Here is a 23,047-nt window from a genome sequence, read left to right as displayed (position 1 = left end):
TTTTCCCTCACCCTAACCCTCTCCCACAGGGAGAGGGAACCGATCGAGCCCATCTGGCATATTGCAGCATCTCCCTCTCCCTGTGGGAGAGGGAACCGATCGAGCCCATCTGACATATTGCAGCATCTCCCTCTCCCTGTGGGAGAGGGAGCCGATCGAACCCATCTGACATATTGCAGCATCTCCCTCTCCCTGTGGGAGAGGGAACCGATCGAACCCATCTGACATATTGCAGCATCTCCCTCTCCCTGTGGGAGAGGGAACCGATCGAGCCCATCTGACATATTGCAGCATCTCCCTCTCCCTGTGGGAGAGGGCCGGGGTGAGGGCATCAGCGCGCAGAGTCCGAATCAACCCTGCGGCAAATACACGCTACCTTGCTTGCCATACGCGCTCATCACCGATTTCTGCATCGATGACTGGCCCACCAGCTGCGTCAATTCGTCCATACGCAACTGCAGCAGACGTTTCACTTCACTCTCATTATCGAGAATATGGCGTAACACCGGACGCAACTGCTCTTGCAGCTGGCGCGACGGTGCGGCGGCTTCGGTTGTTTGCGCCAGTCTTTGCACCGCACTGACATAGTCCACTTCCTTGGTAATCAAATCATCCCATTCGCCGTCTGCTGCCAAACGCAGCATTCCGTGGCTGAGGTCGAGTAACTGTTGGTAAACGGTGACAAGTGACGGTGCAATATTCATTAAACGGCGTCCTGAAGGTGTTGAGGTTGTACGACTTCTTTCCAGGCATCAGCGATATTGCGCAGAAGACCTTCAACTTCTTCGAGGGCTTCGACATCATTACGCAGATTAGCCTGAACCAGACGGCGAACCATGTAGGAGTAGAGTCCTAACAGGTTGTCGGTCAGGTCATCGCCTGATTGCTCATCGAGGCCCTGCTTGAGTCCGCCCTCGATGATGTTAATGGCCTTGGAAATCGAGTTACCTTTTCCCTGGATATTGTTGTCCTGCATAAACAGGCGGGCGCGGACCAGTGCGCTGATCGCACCGTCAAACAGCAAGGTAATCAGCTGCTGTTGATTGGCGCTCATCACTGAGCTCTCCACCCCGATTTTTGCGTAGGCTTGTGTGCCTGTAGCGCTGTACATGGTCACTCCTTACTATTTAGAACTGCTGCTCGAAGTCATGCTATCGAACTGCTGTGTCAGGTAATCGCTGGTGCTGTTCAGCGAGCTCATGGTGACGTCGAGTTGCGTGAACTGCGTCTTATAACGCGCAATAAGGGCGTTGATACGCGTGTTCATGTTGTTGTACTGCTCAGTCAGGTTATTCAGCGTCTTGCTGACGCCATCTTTCGCTGACTGAATGCTGCCAGTTGATGACAGCCAACTGGTCAGGTTCGTTGCCAGTTTGGTGGTGATACCGGTGGTTTTACCGTCACCCACAATCATCTCTTTCACGCCGGCTGGATCTTTGGTCAGCTCGGTTTTCAGCTTGTCAGAATCTAACGACAGCTCACCGGTGGTTGGGTCGGTAGTGATACCGATTTGCGCCAGCGTTTTGTAGGTTGAAGAGCTGGCCGTGTTGGTCAGCAGGCTCTTGATCTGGGTTTGAATGCCGCGCAACGTGCTATCGCCCACCAACGCACCGTTGCTGGAGTCTTGTGTATCTGAACCGACATCCACTGCGGTGTATTTAGTCAGGCTGGTGAACTGATCCAGCAGATTGTTGTAGGCATCCACAAAGTTGGAAATTGCGGTGGAGGCTTTAGAGGTATCTTGCGTGATGGTCAACGTCTGATTACCGCTGGTGACATCATTCAGATTCAGCGTAATTCCTTCCAGCGCATCGCTAATGGTGTTGGTGCTGCTGGTGATGGCGACATTATTTACCGTTAACTCGGCATCTTGTGCGGCAACGCTGACGTCCAGCGGGTTATCGGCATCGGTTTTGGTTGAATCAAAGCCGACAATACCCTGCAGCGTGTCATCGCCAGTCACGGTCACTGAAGAAACCGCATTGGCCTCTCCGGTTTTCGACGCGGTTAGCGACAGACGATAAGCGCCATCACCGGTTTTGATAATACTGGCGCTGACACCGGCATTGGCACCGTTAATCGCGTCACGCATGCCGGTTAATGAGGTTTGTGCACTGGTCAGCGTAATGTCTTTGCTGGTGCCGTCGGCCAGTTTAATCGACAGCGTGCGGCTGGCATCCGAGCTACCCAGCGCAGTGGTGTTGCTGGATTGCACGCCGGAAGTCAGCGTCTGTGCCTGCGCCAGCTGCGTCACGCTAATGCTGTATTTCCCGGCAATGGTACTGCCAGACGTGGTGGCGCTGAACGCAGTGGTGCTGCTGGCTGCGCTGGTTGCGGTGAACAAATCAGCGCTGTTTAATGCCGTGTTGGCGGTTTGGAAGGTGGTTAACGCGCTCGACAAGGTGCCGTAAGCGCTCAGCTTCGCGGTATAAGCCGTCTGCTGATTAGAGATAGGCGTTAAAGACGCTTTCTCAGCCGTACTCAAGTTATCCAGGATGGTACTTAAATCGAGGCCTGAACCGATACCGAGGGTAGAAATGGTGGTCATGTTGTTTCCTTTCTATGTCGACACGGAGAATCAATACCGCGGGTTATCGGCTCTTTATGGGCAAAGTTTAGAATTATTTACCGGCGGGTAATAAAGCGAATAGCGTATATAGAGAAGGGTATTTCGGACGCTAGAAAAATGATCAGGTTGGCCTAAAGAACACTGCGGGCAGGGCGATAAAGATAAACGTGACAGGTTGAAGGGAAAAATTTTCACCTGGTCCTAAAAAAAATCTAAAGGTTGTTTAAGGGCAGACGATAACAACATTGACGGCGCTGAAGCCGGCGGGTTGAAGCCCACACCTTAACCGAAAGACTTGATTAACAGGAAAATTATCATGGCCCAAGTCATTAATACCAACAGCCTCTCGCTGATCACTCAGAACAACATCAACAAGAACCAGTCTGCTCTGTCTACCTCTATCGAGCGTCTGTCTTCTGGTCTTCGTATTAACAGCGCTAAAGATGACGCAGCGGGCCAGGCCATTGCTAACCGCTTCCAGTCTAACATCACCGGCCTGACTCAGGCTGCGCGTAACGCTAACGACGGTATCTCTGCTGCGCAGACCACTGAAGGCGCGCTGTCAGAAATCAACAACAACTTACAACGTGTTCGTGAACTGACCGTTCAGTCTCAGAACGGCACCAACAGCCAGTCTGATCTGGACTCAATTCAGGACGAAATCAAATCACGTCTGGACGAAATTGACCGCGTATCGGGTCAGACTCAGTTCAACGGCGTGAACGTACTGTCTAAAGACGGCTCCCTGAAAATTCAGGTTGGCGCGAACGATGGCCAGACCATCTCTATCGACCTGAAGAAGATTGACTCTTCTACTCTGGGTCTGAACGGCTTCAACGTAAACGGCACCGGTACTGTAGCTAACAAAGCCGCTACCGTTTCTAACCTGACTGCAGCTGGCGCAACTGAAACTGCTACCGGTTCTGGCGTCTATAACCTGGTTACCGAAAACAGCGCGCTGACTGCATCACAAGCATTCTCTAAACTGGCTACCGGTGACCAAGTTACTGTAACTGATGGCGCAGGTACTGATACTAAATACACCTACGATGCAACCAAAGGTAACTTCTCTTACACTGCAACTGTTGATGCAGGTACAGCTGGTGCTGATGCAGGCGCATTCGGTGCAAAACTGGCTCCAGATACTGGCAAAATCACTGGTACTTATTCAGCTGTTGGCGGTTCAACTGACACTGTTGAGTTCGAAGCAGACAACAATGGCAATTTAACCATTGGTGGCCAGACTGCATACATGGACACCACCGGTAACCTGACCACCAACAACGCCAGCGGCACGTTGACTCAGGCTACTTTGGACTCTGTATTTACCCAGTCTTCTGCTAAAGCAGCTGCTGGTGACTACAACTCTACTGTTGCAATCGGTGGTACAACTTACGGCTTCGCTGCAACTACTGGTGACGTAACTTACACCGCTTCTATCTCTAAAGATGAAGTGATGGCTAAAGTTGCAGCCGCTGATGATGGTGCAACCGCAGCAGGTACTGCTAAATCAGCAGTTATCGATTACAAATCTGGCGTGATGAAAGGTTCTGTTAACTTCAGCGGCGCTGATGTTGGCAAATCAAGCGACACTTACTCAGACGCTAACGGCAATTTCACCAGCGTAGACAAGTTCACTACTCAGTACGCAGTAGACAAAGACACCGGAGCGGTAACTGTTAAAGCTAACCTGTTGGCTGATGGCACCACCGTTGACAACTCGTCTGCTAACCCGAACGCGAAAACCGTCGGTGCAGCTGTAAACGTAACTGCTGGCGGTAAGATCACCACTGATGCAACCAGCGCTGGTACTGCAACTTCAGATCCATTGGCCGCTCTGGACGACGCTATCAGCAGCATCGATAAGTTCCGTTCAAGCCTGGGTGCGATTCAGAACCGTCTGGATTCAGCGGTAACTAACCTGAACAACACCACCACTAACCTGTCTGAAGCACAGTCTCGTATTCAGGATGCTGACTACGCAACTGAAGTTTCAAACATGTCTAAAGCACAGATCATCCAGCAGGCGGGTAACTCAGTGTTGGCTAAAGCTAACCAGGTTCCACAGCAGGTTCTGTCTCTGCTGCAGGGCTAATCGCTCTAAGCTTCTTGCTTATCAAACCCCGCTTCGGCGGGGTTTTTTTATACCTGCATATTATGAATATGCAGGTAATTACTCATAATTCGCCGGTAAATTCTCCAAGTGATACAAGTCGGTCACCATAAATGGCGCCCCTACAAAATCGCGTAGGGGCGCCATTTATGGCGACCGATACGTCATTGCACAAACTAACCCCGCCACCCAATCCCCTTGAAGCTTCCCCCGCTTATCGCTAAGGTAAGCGCGTTTTTTCGCCACCAGGAAACCTCATGACCACCATCGCGCTCATTGACGACCATATGATCGTCCGTTCGGGTTTTGCCCAATTGCTGGGGCTGGAACCGGATTTCCAGGTTGTTGCCGAATGTGGTTCCGGGCGAGAAGCGCTCAACCAATTGCCGGGGCGTGGCGTGCAGGTGTGCATCTGCGATATCTCGATGCCGGATATCTCCGGGTTGGAGCTGTTAAGCCAGCTGCCGAAAGGTATGGCGACCATCATGCTGTCAGTACACGATAGTCCGGCGCTGGTGGAGCAGGCGCTTAATGCGGGCGCGCGCGGATTCCTCTCTAAACGATGCAGCCCCGATGAACTGATCGCGGCGGTGCATACCGTGGCCAAAGGCGGCTGCTATCTGACGCCCGATATTGCTATGAAGCTCGCCTCCGGACGTCAGGACCCGCTCACCAAACGCGAACGCCAGGTGGCGGAAAAACTGGCGCAAGGTTTAGCGGTGAAAGAGATCGCAGCTGAACTGGGTCTGTCGCCGAAAACCGTTCACGTTCATCGCGCCAATTTGCTGGAAAAGCTCAATGTCAGTAACGACGTTGAACTGGCGCGCCGCATGTTCGATAGCTGGTAATGCAGCCACTCTTTTCGCGGCTGATTGCCGTTATCGCCAGTTTTTGTATCTTTTCTGCCGCGTGGTTTTGCCTGTGGAGCATCAGCCTGCATCTGGCGGATCGTCCTGAGCTGGCGGTGTTGCTGTTTCCCTTTGGCCTGCGCCTTGGACTGATGTTGCAGTCCCCGCGTGCCTATTGGCCGGTGCTGCTCGGTGCTGAGTGGTTGCTGCTTTATTGGCTGTCGCGCGAAGTGGCGCTGGCACATCTGCCGCTATTAATGCTGGGTAGCTTATTGACGCTGCTGCCGGTGGCGCTGATCTCCCGTTATCGTCATCAACGCGACTGGCACACCTTGCTGTGGCAGGGCGGCGCGATGGTGTGTGGGGGGCTGCTGCAGGCATTGCCGTGGCTCGCTCAACCCACCGCGCTGAATGCGGTGCTGCTAACGCTCACCGGCGCACTGACCGTGGCACCAACCTGTTTGGTGATCTGGCACTACCTCACCAGCACGCGCTGGCAGCCGCTCGGCCCGTCGCTGGTCGGTCAGCCGGTTAACTGGCGCGTGCGCCATCTGTTTGGTTATGTGCTGCTGTTTATGGTCAGTTTGTGGTTGCAGCTGGGGCTGCCCGCAGAGCTGTCGCGCTTCACACCGTTTTGTCTGGCGCTGCCGATCATTGCGCTGGCGTGGCATTACGGCTGGCAGGGCGCGCTGATTGCCACACTGATGAACGCCATCGCGCTGATCGCCAGCCAGACCTGGCACGATCACGCGGTCGATCTGCTGCTCTCCCTGCTGGCGCAAAGCCTGACCGGGCTGCTGCTCGGCGCGGGTATTCAGCGTTTACGTGAACTCAATCAGTCGCTGCAAACCGAATTGGTGCGCAATCGCCGCCTGACGGAGCGACTGCTGGAGACCGAAGAGAGCGTCAGACGCGAAGTGGCGCGCGAGCTGCACGATGATATCGGCCAGACCATCACCGCGATTCGCACCCAGGCCGGGATCATGCAGCGCATCAGCCCGGAAAGTGGCGTCAAGCAGAGCGGCATGTTGATTGAGCAACTGTCGCTGGGCATTTACGATTCGGTGCGCCGTTTGCTGGGGCGCTTGCGTCCGCGCCAGTTGGACGATCTTTCGCTAGAGCAGGCAATTCGTTCGCTGATGCGGGAAATGGAGCTGGAAGGGCACGGCATCATCAGCCATCTCGACTGGCAGATTGATGAAGCGCGACTGAGTGAAGCGCAACGCGTCACGCTGTTCCGTGTCTGTCAGGAAGGACTCAACAATGTGGTGAAACACGCCAGCGCCCGCGCGGTGACGCTGCAAGGCACATTGCAGGAGCAGCGCTTGCTGCTGGTGATTGAAGACGATGGCTGCGGCTTACCCGTGGGTTCCCCGCAGCAAGGTTTTGGCCTTGCCGGCATGCGCGAACGCGTGACCGCGCTGGGCGGCTCGCTGGGGATCTCTTGTACCCACGGCACGCGCGTTAGCGTCACGTTACCGCTGCGTAATGGATAAGCAAAAGATGATGTTCAGATTTCTCAAAGCACCACTCAGCGCGCAGCCTATCGGGGATAAAGCGACCATTGATGCACGCTACCGTTACTGGCGTCGCCATATCATGATCACCATCTGGCTCGGCTACGCGCTGTTCTATTTCACCCGTAAAAGCTTTAACGCCGCGTCGCCGGAAATTCTGGCGGCGGGCGTAATGACGCGCACGGACATCGGCCTGTTAGCGACGCTGTTTTACATCACTTATGGCCTGTCGAAATTTTTCTCTGGCATCGTCAGCGATCGCTCTAACGCGCGCTATTTCATGGGCATTGGGCTGATAGCGACAGGTGTGGTGAATATTCTGTTTGGCTTCTCCACGTCGCTGTGGGCTTTCGCCGTGTTGTGGGTGTTAAATGCCTTTTTCCAGGGATGGGGATCGCCGGTCTGTGCGCGTCTGCTGACCAGCTGGTTTTCCCGCACCGAACGCGGCGGCTGGTGGGCGCTGTGGAACACAGCACAAAACGTTGGCGGTGCGCTGATCCCGATGATCGTCGGTGCCGCCGCGCTGCACTATGGCTGGCGCGCCGGCATGATGATCGCGGGCGGACTGGCGATCGTCGCCGGTATTTTTCTCTGCTGGCGCCTGCGCGATCGCCCGCAAACCGTGGGTTTACCGCCGGTCGGTGACTGGCGCCACGATGCGCTGGAGATCGCCCAGCAGCAAGAGGGCGCAGGGCTGAGTCACAAACAGATCCTTGCCAAATATGTGCTGCTCAACCCTTACATCTGGCTGCTGTCGCTGTGTTACGTGCTGGTTTACGTGGTGCGTGCCGCGATTAACGACTGGGGCAATCTCTATATGTCCGAGACGCTGGGCGTGAATCTGGTGACGGCCAACTCGGCGGTGACCATGTTTGAACTCGGTGGCTTCGGTGGCGCGTTAGTGGCGGGATGGGGATCGGATAAATTGTTCAACGGCAATCGTGGCCCGATGAACCTGATCTTTGCCGCCGGCATTTTACTGTCAGTGGGATCGCTGTGGCTGATGCCGTTTGCCAGCTACGTGATGCAGGCTGCGTGTTTCTTTACCATCGGCTTTTTTGTCTTCGGCCCGCAGATGTTGATTGGCATGGCGGCGGCGGAGTGTTCGCATAAAGACGCGGCGGGCGCGGCGACCGGATTTGTTGGCCTGTTTGCCTATCTGGGCGCATCGCTCTCCGGCTGGCCGCTGGCGCTGGTAATCGATGTCTGGCACTGGAACGGTTTCTTTGCGGTCATCGCCTGCGCGGCGGGCATTTCGGCCTTGCTGCTGTTGCCATTCCTGCATGCTCAAACGCCGCGCCAGCGCGAGGAAGTGTGATGCATCCCCGCTTTTTACCCTTACATCGACAAAACTAAGAAATTTTCCCGGTTGCGCCGGGCAGTTGTCTCAGGCCGAAACCGCTGCTGATTTTTACAATGCCTGCCATCACGCAGGTCATTAATCAGGAGCACTCCATGCTGGCTTTCTTAAATCAGGTGCGCAAGCCGACCCTGAATCTGTCGCTCGAAGAGCGGCGCAAGATGTGGTTCAAACCCTTTATGCAGTCCTATCTGGTGGTCTTTATCGGCTACCTGACCATGTACCTGATCCGCAAAAACTTCAACATTGCGCAGAACGACATGATCACCACCTACGGACTCAGCATGACCCAGCTGGGGATGATTGGGCTCGGCTTCTCCATCACTTACGGCGTCGGTAAAACGCTGGTCTCCTATTACGCCGATGGGAAAAATACCAAGCAGTTCCTGCCGTTTATGCTGATCCTCTCAGCCATCTGCATGCTGGGCTTCAGCGCCAGCATGGGCGCGGGCTCGGTGAGTTTGTTCCTGATGATCACGTTTTATGCACTGAGTGGCTTCTTCCAAAGTACCGGCGGCTCCTGTAGTTATTCCACCATCACCAAATGGACGCCGCGCCGGAAACGCGGCAGCTATCTGGGGATGTGGAATATTTCGCACAACCTCGGCGGCGCAGGTGCAGCCGGTGTGGCGCTGTTTGGTGCCAACTACCTGTTTGATGGTCATGTGGTCGGCATGTTTGTGTTCCCGTCACTGATTGCGCTGGTGGTCGGTTTTATCGGTCTGCGTTACGGCAGCGATTCACCCGAATCCTACGGTCTCGGCAAAGCCGAAGAGCTGTTTGGTGAAGAGATCAGCGAAGAGGACAAGGAAACTGAAGATCAGGCGATGACCAAATGGCAGATCTTTGTCGAGTACGTGCTGAAAAACAAAGTGATTTGGCTGCTGTGTTTCGCCAACATTTTCCTGTATGTGGTGCGTATTGGTATCGATCAGTGGTCGACGGTGTATGCGTTTCAGGAGTTAAAACTCTCAAAAGAGGTGGCGATTCAGGGCTTCACGCTATTTGAAGTCGGTGCGTTAGTCGGCACGCTGCTGTGGGGCTGGTTGTCGGATCTGGCGAATGGTCGTCGTGCGTTGGTGGCATGTGTGGCGCTGGCGCTGATTATCGCCACGCTCGGCATCTATCAACATGCCAGCAATCAGTATGTTTATCTGGCGTCGCTGTTTGCTCTGGGCTTCCTGGTGTTTGGTCCGCAACTGTTAATTGGCGTTGCCGCCGTCGGCTTTGTGCCGAAAAAAGCTATTGGTGCCGCCGATGGTATCAAAGGCACCTTTGCTTACCTGATTGGTGACAGCTTCGCCAAGTTAGGCTTGGGAATGATCGCCGATGGCACGCCAATCTTTGGCTTAACCGGTTGGGCCGGGACCTTTGCGGCGCTGGATGCCGCCGCGATTGGCTGTATAGCCTTAATGGCGATGGTGGCGGTATTTGAAGAGCGTAAGATTCGCCGTGAAAAGCGTCTGCAACGGTTGAAAGCAGCATGATGTCTAGCCCCGGTTTTCACCGGGGCTTTTTCGGGCGATAAATCCTGCTGACCTAAAACAAATTCATACGCAGGGGAATGGACGATTTTAGCTGCTGCACTACTTCCTCAGAAAAGTAACCGTCTTGTTACAGTCCGCCCCCAAATTGCCGATAACTCCCCTCAGAACCATTCCAATTTTTGAACCACATTTTTCCGTTTCTGGGGTGTCTATGCGCTTCAATTATGACTTGTTACCGGGTGAGCTACTGACCTTCGAAGAGATTGCCCTGCGCTACACGCAGCAGCATCCTGATGAAAAGGAACTCACCGCACGCGGGTTGCTGAGCCCGTCGACCAGTTTTCGCAATTTGGTGATCCGCGCGCTGTTCGCGCAGGAGGAGCTCAACAGCCCGATTGAAGATTTGCTGTTTGTCTCGGACGACAACGAGCGCAAAAACTATTTGCGCCGCTTTGAGCACTACCTGAAAAACCAGCAGGCGTTTCTCTACTTTCGTCGCGACGATGAAGCGCGTAAAGAGGGGCGCTGGAAAGTGGTCGGAGAAACCCAGGTGTTTGCCATGCTCGATCCCAATTCGGCAGCGGCACAGAATCTGCTCAATAGCCGGGGCTTTAAACTGGTGCTGATGCGCCAGACCGAAGAGGAGGAGTATTGGCAACTGTTCGATGCGCAGGCACATCCGTGCTTCCCGCTGTCACGCAAAATCCAGTTTCTGGTGGTGCTGAGCACGCCGCAATACAAAGTACCGAGCGGCGTGATGCCCGGCACCGAAGTCGGACGCCGCGTGAAGGCCAAAGTGCTGCAACGAAGCAGCCAGGCGGAGTTCACCTCGGCGGTGAAAGCGCGCTACGGCGCCTGCATTATCACCGGCACGCAGCTGACCGAACGTCACAGCTGGCCGTGGGTGGAAGCCTGCTACATCGACACGCAAGAGAATGAAGAGGGCTTTCTGGCGGATAACAGCGCCGATAACGGCTTATTCCTGCGCAGCGACCTGCAGCGGCTGTTTATCAACAAAATGATAAGCATCAACGCGGAAACGGGTCAGGTGCTGTTTAATCCTGCGCTGGAAACTGAAGCGTTGATTACCCCTTTTTATCAGGCACTTGAGGGCAAAGTTTGCGCATTATGGGATGCGGTGCCGCCTGGCACGCGGGAAAGACTGCGTAATTTGCGCTAACGCCCGCGCGGATGGCGGTGCGATCCACCGCCATCCATAACAAATTTGAAATAACCTCGCTTTTGCCCGCCTATTCTGCCAATCAAAACCCCTACAGAATTGGATAATCATGCCGATAACTTTACTAACGCAGGGTAGTCAACGTGAACGATCTCTATACCGCCGATGGCGTGATGGATAAACATTCGCTCTGGCAGCGCTACGTTCCTCTGGTGCGGCATGAAGCGCTACGCCTGCAGGTACGTTTGCCAGCCAGCGTTGAGCTTGACGATCTGCTGCAGGCCGGTGGCATTGGCTTATTGAATGCCGTGGAGCGCTACGATGCGCTACAGGGCACCGCCTTTACCACCTACGCCGTGCAGCGTATCCGGGGAGCAATGCTGGATGAACTGCGCAGTCGCGACTGGGCACCACGCAGCGTTCGCAGAAATGCGCGCGAAGTAGCAGGTGCCATGCATCAGGTAGAACAAGCGTTGGGGCGCTCGGCTACTGAGCAGGAAGTGGCTGAGCGACTGAATGTTTCGCTGGAGGAGTATCGGCAGATTCTGCTCGATACCAACAACAGCCAACTCTTCTCCTACGACGAGTATCGGGAAGAACACGGCGACAGTGCGGAGCTGGTGACGGAGGGGCATGAGGAAGCCAACCCGCTTCATCAGTTGTTGGAAGGAAACCTACGTGACCGCGTAATTGAAGCGATTGAGGCGTTGCCTGAACGTGAAAAACTCGTGCTCACACTGTACTACCAGGAAGAACTGAACCTGAAGGAGATTGGCGCGGTGCTGGAAGTGGGGGAATCCCGCGTCAGCCAACTGCACAGTCAGGCGATCAAACGCCTGCGTGCCCGATTATCGGGGGCGCGCTAACAGACTCAGTTCCTGGCGATCGAAAAAAACAATAAAACCGGGGACTCAGCAATGGGAGCCAAAGTTAAAGCCAGACCGTTAAGTCGCTATCTTAAAGACTATAAGCACAGCCAAAGCAATTGTTCACACTGTGGCAAAGTTTTAGATCGTATGGCGTTAGTCTTTCGCGGCCAGATCATCAATAAAGAGGCCATCGCACGCATGGACCAAATGATTGACGATCAGGTGTGGATGAAACTCCAGCCAGAATTGACCGCCTTGTGTCGTTTCTGCAGCGATATTTTCTGTAATACCCATCCGAATTACTTCGACATTATGGCGTTTAAGCAATACCTGTTTGAGCAGACGGAGATGAGCCACAGTACCATACGTGAGTATGTAGTACGTTTGCGTCGGCTTGATGACATGCTGAAGGCGAAAAATTTCCCGGCCGATCGTTTACGGGGCAATAGCTGGCATGAGTGTCTGGAGAACGATCTGCCTGATGCGGGCAATAACAATTACCGCATCGCACTGCGCAAATATGACCAGTTTTTAGGCTGGCAGCAGGGCTGATGGTGAATCCACCCTTGTTGTTGTCGAGCATGACAGCAACAAGGGCAGCACGCGGTGAATTCCGGGTGCGACTTTTCTCATCTTCTGCAACACTGTATGGATAACTGCACATTGCCCGAATGGAGGCTGCATTGTCCTTACATCTTCTGCACCAGTTCCCACGTCTTGAATTACTCGGTGCACCTACGCCGCTTGAGCATTTGCCACGGCTTTCTGACTATCTGGGTCGCGATATCTTTATTAAGCGCGATGACTTCACGCCGGTCGCTCTCGGCGGTAACAAACTGCGTAAACTCGAATTCCTGGCTGCGGATGCGCTGCGTGAAGGCGCGGATGTGCTGCTGACGGCGGGTGCGATTCAATCTAACCACGTGCGCCAAACCGCCGCCGTGGCGGCGAAGCTCGGCCTGAAGTGCGTGGCGCTGCTGGAAAACCCGATTGGCACCACAGCAGAAAACTATCTCAGCAACGGCAACCGCTTGCTGCTCGATTTGATGGATGTGGAAATCGTCATGGTCGATGCGCTGCACAATCCCACTGAACAGCTGGCCGCGCAGGCCGAACACCTCGAAGCACAGGGATTCCGACCGTATATTGTACCGGTCGGCGGTTCTAATGCGCTCGGTGCGCTCGGCTACGTTGAGTGCGCGCAGGAGATTGCGCATCAAAGCGAAGGCGTGGTGGATTTTGCCGCAGTGGTGGTTGCTTCCGGCAGCGCCGGCACGCACGCGGGTTTGGCGATTGGTCTGGAGCAATTGCTGCCAGAAACCGAGCTGGTTGGCGTCACCGTATCGCGTAAAGTTGAGGCGCAGTTGCCGGTGGTGGAACGCATTCGTAGCGCGTTAGTCGAGCAGCTGGAAGTGCAGGCCAAAGCACCGATCACCTTGTGGGATGATTACTTCGCGCCGCGTTACGGCGAACCCAACGAAGAGGGCATGGCGGCGGTGAAACTGCTGGCGCGCCTGGAAGGCATCATGCTCGATCCGGTGTACACCGGCAAAGCGATGGCGGGATTAATTGATGGCATTGCGCAAAATCGCTTCCGTCGTGAAGGTCCGCTGCTGTTCGTGCATACCGGTGGATCGCCGGCGTTATTTGCTTATCACCCTTCGATCTGAGACAGAACGTAAAAACGGTTTATAATCCGGCGGTTATTCAGAAGAGGTCGCCATGCATGGCGACCCTACAAAGCACACAACAACACATCACAATAAATGGGGTAAACATGATTTTCTCTCCTATTCGTCGCCAAATGGTGATGGGCATGATGGCGGTCGCGCTGGTTGCGGGCGTTAACGTTAAATCCTTCGCCGCAGAAGATTTGCTGGCAAAAGTAAAGAGTAAAGGCGAGCTGCGCGTCGGTCTGGAAGGCACTTATCCGCCGTTCAGTTTTCAGGATGAAAAAGGCCAGCTGACCGGCTTCGAAGTGGAGTTCGCGCAGGCGCTGGCTCAACACCTTGGCGTGAAAGCCGATCTGCGTCCGACCAAATGGGACGGCATGCTGGCCTCGCTGGATTCCAAACGTATCGACGTGGTGATTAATCAGGTCACTATTTCGCCAGAGCGTAAGAAGAAGTATGACTTCTCCACGCCGTACACCATCTCTGGCGTGCAGGCGCTGACGCTGAAGAAAAACGCGGCCACCGTCACTAAGCCAGACGATCTGGCCGGCAAGAAAGTCGGCGTCGGTCTCGGTTCCAACTACGAGCAGTGGTTGAAGGATAACGTGCCGAAAGCCGATGTGCGTACCTATGATGATGACCCAACCAAGTATCAGGACCTGCGTTCAGGCCGTTTAGATGCCATTCTGGTGGACCGCTTAGCGGCGCTGGATCTGGTGAAGAAAACCGGCGACACCATGGCGGTGGCTGGTCCGGCCTTCTCCCGTCTGGAATCAGGCGTGGCGCTGCGTAAAGGCAACGACGATCTGCTGAAAGCCATCGACTCCGCCATCGCGGACATGCAGAAAGATGGCTCGCTGAGCAAACTGTCTGAGAAATGGTTCGGCGCGGACGTCACTAAATAATGCAGGAAAGCTTACAACTGGTGCTGGATTCAGCACCATTTTTACTGAAAGGCGCGCTGTTCACGCTGCAGCTGAGTATCGGCGGGATGTTCTTCGGCCTGATACTTGGCTTCGTGCTGGCGCTAATGCGTCTGTCGCACTTCTGGCCAATCAACTGGCTGGCGCGCATCTACGTGTCGATTTTCCGTGGCACGCCGCTCATCGCCCAACTGTTTATGATCTATTACGGTCTGCCGCAGTTTGGTATCGAGCTGGATCCGATTCCGTCGGCGATGATTGGTCTGTCGCTGAATACCGCCGCTTACGCTTCTGAATCACTGCGCGGCGCGATTGCCTCGATTGAACGCGGGCAGTGGGAAGCCGCTGCCAGCATCGGCATGACGCCGTGGCAAACGCTACGTCGCGTGATCCTGCCACAGGCCGCGCGCACCGCGCTGCCGCCGCTGGGCAACAGCTTTATCAGCCTGGTGAAAGATACCTCGCTGGCCGCCACAATTCAGGTGCCGGAGCTGTTTCGTCAGGCGCAGCTGATCACCTCACGGACGCTGGAGGTGTTCACTATGTATCTGGCGGCCTCGCTGATTTACTGGGTGATGGCGACCGTGCTATCGGCGTTGCAAAATCGCCTGGAAGCGCATGTGAATCGACAGGATCGGGAGGGCAAATGAGTGCAATTGAAGTCCGTCAGCTGGTGAAACAGTTTCACGGCCAGACGGTGCTGCACGGCATCGATCTCGACGTGGCACCTGGCGAAGTGGTGGCCATTATCGGGCCAAGCGGCTCCGGTAAAACCACGCTGCTGCGCAGTATCAATTTGCTGGAAGTACCGGAAAGCGGACGTATTAAAGTCGGTGATATTGCCATTGATGCGGCGCTCGGCCTCAATAAGCAGAAGCAGCTGGTGCGCCAGTTGCGTCAGCAGGTTGGCTTTGTATTCCAGAACTTCAATCTGTTCCCGCACCGCTCGGTGCTGGAGAACATCATTGAAGGGCCGGTGATCGTCAAAGGTGAACCGAAGGCGGAAGCCATCGCGCGGGCGCGCAGTTTGCTGGAGAAAGTGGGATTGCACGGCAAGGAAGAGAGTTTTCCGCGTCGTCTTTCTGGCGGACAGCAGCAGCGTGTGGCGATTGCCCGCGCGCTGGCGATGCGTCCGGAAGTGATTCTGTTCGATGAGCCGACGTCGGCGCTTGATCCTGAGCTGGTGGGCGAGGTGCTCAACACCATTCGCGCGCTGGCGCAGGAGAAACGCACCATGGTGATCGTCACCCATGAGATGAGCTTTGCGCGTGACGTCGCGGATCGCGCCATCTTTATGGATCAGGGACGCATCGTGGAGCAGGGCGCGGCAAAAGAGCTATTCACTAATCCGCAGCAGGCGCGTACCCGGCAATTTCTCGACAAGTTTTTGAACCAGTGATTTAAACGGCAGGTCACCATAAATGGCGACCCTACGAAGACCATGCGCATCCTGCACGCTACATCGTAGGGTGCGCATTCATGCGCACCGCTTAACCGCTCATCGATATTTCTACTCAATTGCAAGACGTACATTAAAGAAATAACCGGTTTTTACTCATTATCTGCTGGTCTTTATCTCTCGGTTTTATCCTAAAGTTAATTTCAGAATTAAATATAACGCATTGAATTTAATGATAAATTAACTTCCTCTCGCCTTAGTGCTTCCGAGATTTTCCTTATTAGGAAAGTCCTGATTGAGACATCTTTGTAAATATAAATAATTCTTTACAAATTCATGGCGCAATTAGGACATAGCAATGACGACTGCCAGGAAAGAGGTCCTCTGGATCAACACGCTCAAAGGGGGCTGTATTTTGATGGTGGTGTTACATCACTCCATCATCACCACGTTCGCGCCTTCGCTGCATCATCTCACCGCTGGACTGCTGCCCGCACACTGGTGGGTGGCATTTAACACCTATCTGTCACCGCTGCGCATGCCGGCCTTCTTCTTTGTCTCCGGTTTGCTGGCCGCCAGTTCCATCACCAAAAAAAGCTGGAAAGAGGTGTTTACCAAGAAGTTCAGCAACATCGTCTACCTCTACCTGCTGTGGGGCGTGATTCAGTGGTTAAGTATTCACTACATCTCCACGCATCTGGGTGAACGGCTCTCTAGTACCAAAAACGCCGCCTATGCCGACACGCCGTTTGAGTTCGTGAAGCTGCTGATGACCTCAATGACCAGCCTGTGGTATCTCTACGCGCTGGCCGGATTCTTCCTGTTCACCAAGCTGTTCCACAAACAGAAGCTGGCCTTAATGGCGCTGGCGATTGTCGCCACCTACGCGGCACAATTCAGCCTGATTCCCGGCTGGGGACCTGCCAGCGTGGCGCAGAACTATCTCTACTTCCTGCTCGGCGTGTTCTTCAGCCAGGCGTTGATTGAGTTGAGTGAGCTGAAGCGTCAGCACTGGTTGATGCTGGGCGGCATTGCGCTGATCGGTCTGCTGCATCATGTCGGTGGCATCTACAAAAATCCGTTCTACAGCCTGCTGACCATCGTGTTTGGTATTGTGCTGTGCCGCTTCCTCAATGAACGATTCAATATGGCGTGGCTCAACTGGATTGGCCGCAACACGCTACAAATTTACGTACTGCACCGCATCTTTATTGAGCTGCTGGGGTTGAGTGCGATCGTGCTGGCGGTGCATTATGGCTGGTTTGACAATACCGCCTTTAGCTGGGTATGGGCGCTGTTGATGCCAATTACCGGCGTTGCGTTGTGTACCAGTATTTCTTTGCTGGTGTGGACGCTGCTCAACCGGGGGCCGGGCCGCATGCTATTTCTCTATCCGCGCCTGTTGCGTAAATCTGCGCTCGAAAGCAAAAGCGCGCCGCAGCAATAATTTAATCGGGCCAGTTTTTTTGGTCCTGATTTTGTTTGTTATTCGGTCGCCATTAATGGCGACCCTACAACTTCCGCGTTACCACAACGCTAATATTCACGCTTATCCATTTACCACATTAAGTAATTCTTTATTTAGGATTTGAATTTAATCTGGCATAAGAAAGGGTGGATTGTTCTTAATTTCCCTGCGCGACACCGCTCACACTTATTTTACTTAATAACCTTTTAGTGACTCTAATTAAGGCAAATTTCCTTAGCCTGCTCAGGGTTCTATTTTTGTCTGGATGTGTAAAGTATTGTTATATCAGGACCACAAAAAAACATTTAGGACTTTCGCTACATCATGCCTTCGCCCGCTGTTTAATAATCGTTGAATAATCATAAATGCTTCAACGCTTATTTCCTCAACCTTCTCCTTTAAGACCTACACAGCAACAGCAGCGGGAGTCATCATATGAATAACGCCAGGAAAGAAGATATCGCATGGATAAATACCCTCAAGGGAGCCTGCATATTACTGGTGGTGTTGTATCACACCGTATTACCTGGATTCGAAGGTACGGTTAAATTATTGACGGCGGGTTGGATCCCTGCAGAAATATGGGTGCAGTTTAATACCGTATTGTCGCCGCTGCGTATGCCAGCGTTTTTCTTTGTTTCGGGTTTATTAGCTACCAACGGTATTTTAAATCGGCCGTGGAAACAGGTGTTTACCAGCCGCATCACCAACCTGTTTTATCTCTATATTCTGTGGGGCTTTATTCAATGGTGGTCGATTGTTGGCATCTCAACCGAGATCACCGGACAGCGTATTTCGCAGAACCTCAATGCGGCGTATGCCGGTTCGCTGCTGGAGTTCTTAAAGCTCACGTTCCTCGCCATGAGCACCTCGTGGTATCTCTACGGCTTAGCGCTCTATTTCCTGTGCGCCAAGATCTTTAAACAGCAGAAAGTGGCGTTGCTGGTGGTGGCAATTACGCTGAACTATCTGGCGGTGGAGAAGATCATTCCCTATTGGGGACCACAGAGCGTGGCGCAGTATTTCCTGTTCTTCCTGCTGGGGGCGTTCTGGAGCCCAATGATGCTGCGTCTCAGTGAATGGCGTCGCGACAACATTGTGCCCTGGGCGATCCTGGCCGCGGTATCTGGCCTGCACGTCATCTTTGGGTTGGATAAGAGTTTGTTCCTGTGCATCCTTGCGGTGCTGTTCAGCGTGGCGGCGTGTCGCTGGCTCAATGCACACTTCAAGATGAGTTATCTGAACTGGGTTGGGCGTAACACGCTGCAAATCTACGTGATACACCGCATCTTCATTGAGTTCTTCGGTATGTCAGCGATTCTGTTCGCCCAGCGTCATCACCTGTTTGAGCAAGCGTGGTTCTCGATACTGTGGGCCTGCTTCTATCCGCTGGCGATCGTCGGGATCTGTTCGCTGTGTTCGGTTGCGGTGTGGCAAGTGACCAATCGTGGATTGGGGCAGTCGCTGTTTGTGTTTCCAACGTTGATTGGGTTGAAGCGGGGTAAGTCTGCGGCGTGAAAAAAGGTCGCCATGAATGGCGACCCTACGTTGTTACTGTTAACCGATGGTCATCAAACTCGCATTACCGCCCGCTGCGGCGGTATTGACGCTCAGTGAACGCTCAATCAGCAAACGTTCCAGCAGCAGATTGGTTTCGCCGCGCGCAAAGCCCTGCACCGAAACAATCGCGCCATCGCGTGCCGCCACCTGCTCACACACACTCCGCAGCTGATCGGCATCACCGTGATAAATCACCGCATCAAATTCCGCCGCCAGTGCATCCTTCACCAGCTTGACGTGCGCTTGCACTTCCGCCGGTAAAGACTTACGCAGCGCACGATGCAACTCATCATCCTGCCAGAGGGCCTGGCTGCCGACGCTGGTTACCGCCGCCAACTGCGTCAGCGCATCTTCCGCGTTATCGGCAATGCACAACACATGTTCACGCGGCAGCAGGGTGAAGGTGTTGCGCTCGCCGGTTGGGCCCGGCAACAGACGCACCGTACCGGCCTGAGCCAGTTCGTCGTAACGTTGACACAGCGCCAGCAGCTCGGGCTTATCCTGCGCCCATTGCTGCAAGGCCTGATGCGCACGCATCAACTCGGCACGCACCGTACTGTCAACCGGACGCTCGGCATCCTGACGATCAAAGGTAATACGCAGCGCGCCATCGGGACGATTGGCCAGCAGGCGATAAAGATAGAGCGGGCCACCGGCTTTCGGACCGGTACCCGACAAACCTTCGCCGCCGAACGGCTGCACGCCAACCACCGCACCCACCATATTGCGGTTCACGTAAAGGTTGCCGACTTTAGCGGTCGCCGTAACCTGCGCGATAGTTTCATCGATACGCGTGTGCACGCCGAGCGTCAGGCCATAACCCGACGCGTTAATCTGCTCAACCAGCTGCGGCAAGTTGTTACGCGAGAAACGCACTACGTGTAGCACCGGACCAAACACCTCTTTATCGAGATCGCTGACCTGATCCAGCTCAATCAGCGTTGGCTTAATGAAGGTGCCGCTGTTCCACTCTTTGGTGTCCTGCGGATTCTCCTGCGCCGCCTGATACACCTTGAAGCCCTTATTACGCAGCGCCTGAATATGACGCTCGATATTGGCTTTGGCTTCGGCATCAATCACTGGGCCTATGTCAGTCGAGAGACGTTCCGGGTTGCCCATGCGGCACTCCGCCATCGCGCCACGCAGCATTTTCAAGGTGTGATCGGCCACATCATCCTGGATGCACAGCAGACGCAGCGCCGAGCAGCGTTGACCGGCACTATCAAACGCTGAGGCAACGATATCGACAACCACCTGTTCGGTGAGCGCCGAGGAATCCACGATCATCGCGTTCATGCCGCCGGTTTCGGCGATCAGCGGCGTTGGACGACCCTGAGGATCAAGACGACCGGCCAGATTGCGCTGCAGCAGCGTTGCTACCGCCGTTGAACCGGTAAACATCACACCGCGCACGCGTTCGTCGCCAGTCAGTTGCGCGCCCACGGTTTCGCCCTGGCCCGGCAACAGTTGCAGCACACCTTTCGGTACGCCAGCATCCAGCAGAATTTGCACCGCTTGCGCAGCGATTAGCGGAGTTTGCTCCGCCGGTTTCGCCAGTACGCTGTTACCGGCTGCCAGCGCAGCGGCAACTTGTCCGGCAAAGATTGCCAGCGGGAAGTTCCACGGGCTAATGCACACCACCGGACCCAGCGGGCGATGGGTTTCGTTATCGAAATCGTCGCGTACCATGCCCGCGTAGTAGTAAAGGAAATCGACCGCTTCACGCACTTCGGCAATGGCGTTGTTGTAGGTTTTACCGGCCTCACGCACCAGCAAGCCAATCAGCTGCTGCATCTGGCCTTCCATCGCTTCGGCAGCACGCTCGAGAATCGCGGCGCGTTCCTGCGGCGGCGTGGCGAACCAGATTGGACCGGCATTCACCGCCGCATCCAGCGCATCTGACACTTCGGCTTCGGTGGCTTCACGCACGCTGCCCACCACATCCGCTGGCGCGGCAGGGTTGAGCACTGGACGGCTGACGCCTTCACCTAATTCACCTTCCACCAGCGGCTGAGCAATCCACGGCTGGCTGGCGCTGTTAAGCAGGGCGCTGGAGAGTGACGCCAGACGATGTTCGTTGGCCATATCCAGACCAGCAGAGTTGGCGCGCTTGGCACCATACAGATCGCGCGGCAGCGGGATTTTCGGATGCGGTAAACCCACCGCACCTTCCGCGACGCCCATCTTCTCCACGGCAGCCACTGGATCGGCGACCAGCTCATCCAGTGGCAAGGTGTTATCGGCGATGCGGTTAACGAACGAGGTATTGGCACCGTTCTCCAGCAGACGACGCACCAGATACGCCAGCAGCGTTTCGTGGGTGCCAACCGGCGCATAAATACGGCACGGACGATTCAGTTTGCCATCGGCCACTTTACCGACAACCTGCTCGTACAGCGGTTCGCCCATGCCGTGCAGGCACTGGAATTCGTACTGGCCCGGATAGTAGTTGTTGCCCGCCAGCTGATAGATCGCTGCCAGCGTGTGCGCGTTGTGGGTAGCAAACTGCGGATAAATCAGGTTCGGCACCGCCAGCAGTTTGCGTGCGCAGGCCAGATAAGAGATGTCGGTGTACACCTTGCGGGTGTAAACCGGATAGCCTTCCAGGCCATCAATCTGCGCGCGCTTGATTTCGCTGTCCCAATACGCGCCTTTCACCAGGCGGATCATCAGGCGGCGACGGCTGCGCTGCGCCAGGTCGATCAGCGAATCAATCACAAACGGACAGCGCTTTTGATACGCCTGAATCACAAAGCCAATGCCGTTCCAGCCTTCCAGCTCCGGCTCGAAGCAGAGTTTTTCCAGCAGATCGAGCGACAGCTCAAGGCGGTCGGCTTCTTCCGCATCAATGTTGATACCGATGTCATACGAGCGCGCCAGCAGCGTCAGGGATTTGAGAATCGGATAAAGCTCGTCCATCACGCGTTCATACTGCGCGCGGCTGTAGCGCGGATGCAGCGCCGACAGTTTAATCGAGATGCCCGGACCTTCATAAATACCGCGACCATTCGACGCCTTGCCGATGGCGTGAATCGCCTGCTGGTAGGACACCAAATAGGCTTTGGCATCGCTGGCGGTCAGCGCCGCTTCGCCCAGCATGTCGTAAGAGTAACGGAAACCTTTCTCTTCCAGTTTGCGCGCATTCGCCAGCGCTTCAGCGATGGTTTCACCGGTAACAAACTGTTCGCCCATCAGGCGCATCGCCATATCCACGCCTTTACGGATCAGCGGTTCGCCGCTCTTGCCGATAATGCGATTAAGCGAACGTGACAGGTTAGCTTCGTTGTGGGTGGAGACCAGACGGCCGGTAAACAGCAAGCCCCAGGTGGCGGCGTTGACAAACATCGATGGGCTGCGGCCGAGATGCGACTGCCAGTTGCCGTTGCTGATCTTGTCGCGGATCAGCGCATCACGCGTTGGCTTATCCGGAATACGCAGCAACGCCTCCGCCAGACACATTAGCGCCACACCTTCCTGTGAGGAGAGCGAGAACTCCTGCAGCAAGCTTTGCACCATGCCCGCGCGGCCGGTTGCACCTTTCTGGTGCCGCAACTTGTCGGCGAGGCTGTAAGCCAGCTGATGAGTTTTCTCTGCCAGCGGGGCAGGGAGGCGCGCTTGCTCCAGCAGCATCGGCACGGCGTCGGTCTCAGGACGACGCCATGCGGCAGTGATCGCTGAACGCGTTACCGACTGCGGCAAAATATGTTCTGCGAAGTCGAGGAAAGGCTGCAGTGACTCTTCTGGCAGGCCTTCATCACCCAGCGCATCGATTACCTGTTGCGGGATCTCCGGCACGGATTCACCGGCTTCCAGCTGCTCCAGATAGTTAAAAATGGCCTGCTTGATCAGCCAGTGTGATGTGCGGTCCAGTTTCTGTGCTGCCAGTTTAATGCGATCGCGGGTGGCTTCATCCAGCTTCACCCCCATGGTAGTGGTTCCCATGATGTCCTCGTCCTCGAAAAAGTGATTCATCGCTTGCGTGGCAGCAATATCACCTATGTTGCAACTTTGTGCAACCAGTGTTGCGGGGCGGTCGCCATGAATGGCGACCCTACGAAGCCAGGCGTTTTCTGTAGGGGCG

Annotated in this window: 18 protein-coding genes; 14 read left to right on the top strand and 4 right to left on the bottom strand. The window is 54.9% G+C overall.

The window, feature by feature from the left end; genetic code table 11:
- Positions 1-350 precede the first annotated feature (350 nt).
- Genes fliT through fliD form a run of 3 tightly spaced genes read right to left on the bottom strand, consistent with a single transcriptional unit; the run spans position 351 to position 2,548 of the window.
- Positions 351-704 carry a flagella biosynthesis regulatory protein FliT gene (gene fliT, locus NQH49_RS11740; RefSeq protein ID WP_061718461.1) on the bottom strand — a complete coding sequence of 118 codons (354 nt, stop codon included), beginning with the start codon at positions 702-704 and terminating at the stop codon, positions 351-353.
- Positions 704-1,111 carry a flagellar export chaperone FliS gene (fliS, locus tag NQH49_RS11735; protein ID WP_008105355.1) on the bottom strand — a complete coding sequence of 136 codons (408 nt, stop codon included), beginning with the start codon at positions 1,109-1,111 and terminating at the stop codon, positions 704-706. Before fliS ends, fliT begins: the two co-directional genes overlap by 1 nt.
- Positions 1,112-1,123: 12 nt before the next feature.
- Positions 1,124-2,548, bottom strand: coding sequence for a flagellar filament capping protein FliD (fliD, locus tag NQH49_RS11730; RefSeq protein WP_256696738.1), 1,425 nt, complete (start codon positions 2,546-2,548; stop codon positions 1,124-1,126).
- 337 nt (positions 2,549-2,885) lie between these two features.
- Here fliD and NQH49_RS11725 point away from each other — a divergent pair, with 337 nt between their 5' ends.
- The 14 genes from NQH49_RS11725 (at position 2,886) to NQH49_RS11660 (ending at position 18,924) form a co-directional block, all read left to right on the top strand.
- Positions 2,886-4,664 carry a FliC/FljB family flagellin gene (locus tag NQH49_RS11725; RefSeq protein WP_256696737.1) on the top strand — a complete coding sequence of 593 codons (1,779 nt, stop codon included), beginning with the start codon at positions 2,886-2,888 and terminating at the stop codon, positions 4,662-4,664.
- 275 nt (positions 4,665-4,939) lie between these two features.
- Positions 4,940-5,530, top strand: a complete 591-nt coding sequence (gene uhpA, locus NQH49_RS11720; protein WP_256696736.1) for a response regulator transcription factor UhpA — start codon at positions 4,940-4,942, stop codon at positions 5,528-5,530.
- Complete coding sequence (uhpB, locus tag NQH49_RS11715) at positions 5,530-7,026, top strand: signal transduction histidine-protein kinase/phosphatase UhpB (protein WP_256696735.1); 1,497 nt, start codon at positions 5,530-5,532, stop codon at positions 7,024-7,026. Before uhpA ends, uhpB begins: the two co-directional genes overlap by 1 nt.
- A 10-nt stretch (positions 7,027-7,036) precedes the next feature.
- Positions 7,037-8,365 carry an MFS transporter gene (uhpC, locus tag NQH49_RS11710; RefSeq protein ID WP_256698426.1) on the top strand — a complete coding sequence of 443 codons (1,329 nt, stop codon included), beginning with the start codon at positions 7,037-7,039 and terminating at the stop codon, positions 8,363-8,365.
- Positions 8,366-8,502: 137 nt separating this feature from the next.
- Positions 8,503-9,894 carry a hexose-6-phosphate:phosphate antiporter UhpT gene (gene uhpT, locus NQH49_RS11705; RefSeq protein WP_256696734.1) on the top strand — a complete coding sequence of 464 codons (1,392 nt, stop codon included), beginning with the start codon at positions 8,503-8,505 and terminating at the stop codon, positions 9,892-9,894.
- A 211-nt stretch (positions 9,895-10,105) separates the two neighbouring features.
- Positions 10,106-11,074 (top strand): HNH endonuclease signature motif containing protein, encoded by a 969-nt coding sequence (locus tag NQH49_RS11700; protein WP_256696733.1) that lies wholly within the window; start codon positions 10,106-10,108, stop codon positions 11,072-11,074.
- 143 nt (positions 11,075-11,217) lie between these two features.
- Positions 11,218-11,940: an RNA polymerase sigma factor FliA gene (locus NQH49_RS11695; RefSeq protein WP_007891379.1), complete on the top strand. Its 723-nt coding sequence runs from the start codon at positions 11,218-11,220 to the stop codon at positions 11,938-11,940.
- A 51-nt stretch (positions 11,941-11,991) separates the two neighbouring features.
- The gene (gene fliZ, locus NQH49_RS11690; RefSeq protein WP_007891377.1) at positions 11,992-12,495 is read left to right on the top strand and encodes a flagella biosynthesis regulatory protein FliZ; all 504 of its coding nucleotides are present in this window, start codon (positions 11,992-11,994) and stop codon (positions 12,493-12,495) included.
- Positions 12,496-12,626: 131 nt separating this feature from the next.
- Positions 12,627-13,613, top strand: coding sequence for a D-cysteine desulfhydrase (locus NQH49_RS11685; RefSeq protein ID WP_256696732.1), 987 nt, complete (start codon positions 12,627-12,629; stop codon positions 13,611-13,613).
- A gap of 107 nt (positions 13,614-13,720) precedes the next feature.
- Complete coding sequence (gene tcyJ, locus NQH49_RS11680; protein WP_256696731.1) at positions 13,721-14,521, top strand: cystine ABC transporter substrate-binding protein; 801 nt, start codon at positions 13,721-13,723, stop codon at positions 14,519-14,521.
- The gene (gene tcyL / locus NQH49_RS11675; protein ID WP_008105335.1) at positions 14,521-15,189 is read left to right on the top strand and encodes a cystine ABC transporter permease; all 669 of its coding nucleotides are present in this window, start codon (positions 14,521-14,523) and stop codon (positions 15,187-15,189) included. The genes tcyJ and tcyL overlap by 1 nt, the downstream gene beginning before the upstream one ends.
- On the top strand, positions 15,186-15,938 hold the full coding sequence (gene tcyN / locus NQH49_RS11670) for an L-cystine ABC transporter ATP-binding protein TcyN (protein ID WP_256696730.1): 753 nt from the start codon (positions 15,186-15,188) through the stop codon (positions 15,936-15,938). Before tcyL ends, tcyN begins: the two co-directional genes overlap by 4 nt.
- Positions 15,939-16,296: 358 nt before the next feature.
- A complete protein-coding gene (locus NQH49_RS11665; RefSeq protein WP_256696729.1) occupies positions 16,297-17,385 on the top strand; it encodes an acyltransferase family protein in 1,089 nt (362 codons plus the stop codon).
- Positions 17,386-17,841: 456 nt separating this feature from the next.
- Positions 17,842-18,924, top strand: a complete 1,083-nt coding sequence (locus NQH49_RS11660) for an acyltransferase family protein (protein WP_256696728.1) — start codon at positions 17,842-17,844, stop codon at positions 18,922-18,924.
- Between the two features lie 39 nt (positions 18,925-18,963).
- Here NQH49_RS11660 and putA read toward each other — a convergent pair whose 3' ends face one another.
- Entirely contained in the window at positions 18,964-22,908 is a 3,945-nt protein-coding gene (putA, locus tag NQH49_RS11655) for a trifunctional transcriptional regulator/proline dehydrogenase/L-glutamate gamma-semialdehyde dehydrogenase (RefSeq protein ID WP_256696727.1), read from the bottom strand.
- Positions 22,909-23,047: the final 139 nt, after the last annotated feature.

Source organism: Pantoea trifolii, assembly GCF_024506435.1.
Classification (GTDB): Bacteria; Pseudomonadota; Gammaproteobacteria; order Enterobacterales; family Enterobacteriaceae; genus Pantoea; species Pantoea trifolii.
The sequence above is the reverse complement of the archived record's forward strand: the minus strand, read 5'-3'. Positions and strand labels throughout refer to the sequence as shown.

Excerpts from the sequence above, each read along its gene's own strand:
- NQH49_RS11725 (WP_256696737.1), top strand. The coding sequence starts at position 2,886 with ATGGCCCAAGTCATTAATACCAACAGCCTCTCGCTGATCACTCAGAAC.
- tcyJ (WP_256696731.1), top strand. The coding sequence starts at position 13,721 with ATGATTTTCTCTCCTATTCGTCGCCAAATGGTGATGGGCATGATGGCG.
- fliZ (WP_007891377.1), top strand. The coding sequence starts at position 11,992 with ATGGGAGCCAAAGTTAAAGCCAGACCGTTAAGTCGCTATCTTAAAGAC.
- NQH49_RS11665 (WP_256696729.1), top strand. The coding sequence starts at position 16,297 with ATGACGACTGCCAGGAAAGAGGTCCTCTGGATCAACACGCTCAAAGGG.
- uhpT (WP_256696734.1), top strand. The coding sequence starts at position 8,503 with ATGCTGGCTTTCTTAAATCAGGTGCGCAAGCCGACCCTGAATCTGTCG.
- uhpB (WP_256696735.1), top strand. The coding sequence starts at position 5,530 with ATGCAGCCACTCTTTTCGCGGCTGATTGCCGTTATCGCCAGTTTTTGT.
- fliD (WP_256696738.1), bottom strand. The coding sequence starts at position 2,548 with ATGACCACCATTTCTACCCTCGGTATCGGTTCAGGCCTCGATTTAAGT.
- fliT (WP_061718461.1), bottom strand. The coding sequence starts at position 704 with ATGAATATTGCACCGTCACTTGTCACCGTTTACCAACAGTTACTCGAC.
- putA (WP_256696727.1), bottom strand. The coding sequence starts at position 22,908 with ATGGGAACCACTACCATGGGGGTGAAGCTGGATGAAGCCACCCGCGAT.
- fliS (WP_008105355.1), bottom strand. The coding sequence starts at position 1,111 with ATGTACAGCGCTACAGGCACACAAGCCTACGCAAAAATCGGGGTGGAG.
- tcyN (WP_256696730.1), top strand. The coding sequence starts at position 15,186 with ATGAGTGCAATTGAAGTCCGTCAGCTGGTGAAACAGTTTCACGGCCAG.
- uhpA (WP_256696736.1), top strand. The coding sequence starts at position 4,940 with ATGACCACCATCGCGCTCATTGACGACCATATGATCGTCCGTTCGGGT.
- tcyL (WP_008105335.1), top strand. The coding sequence starts at position 14,521 with ATGCAGGAAAGCTTACAACTGGTGCTGGATTCAGCACCATTTTTACTG.
- NQH49_RS11700 (WP_256696733.1), top strand. The coding sequence starts at position 10,106 with ATGCGCTTCAATTATGACTTGTTACCGGGTGAGCTACTGACCTTCGAA.
- uhpC (WP_256698426.1), top strand. The coding sequence starts at position 7,037 with ATGTTCAGATTTCTCAAAGCACCACTCAGCGCGCAGCCTATCGGGGAT.
- NQH49_RS11660 (WP_256696728.1), top strand. The coding sequence starts at position 17,842 with ATGAATAACGCCAGGAAAGAAGATATCGCATGGATAAATACCCTCAAG.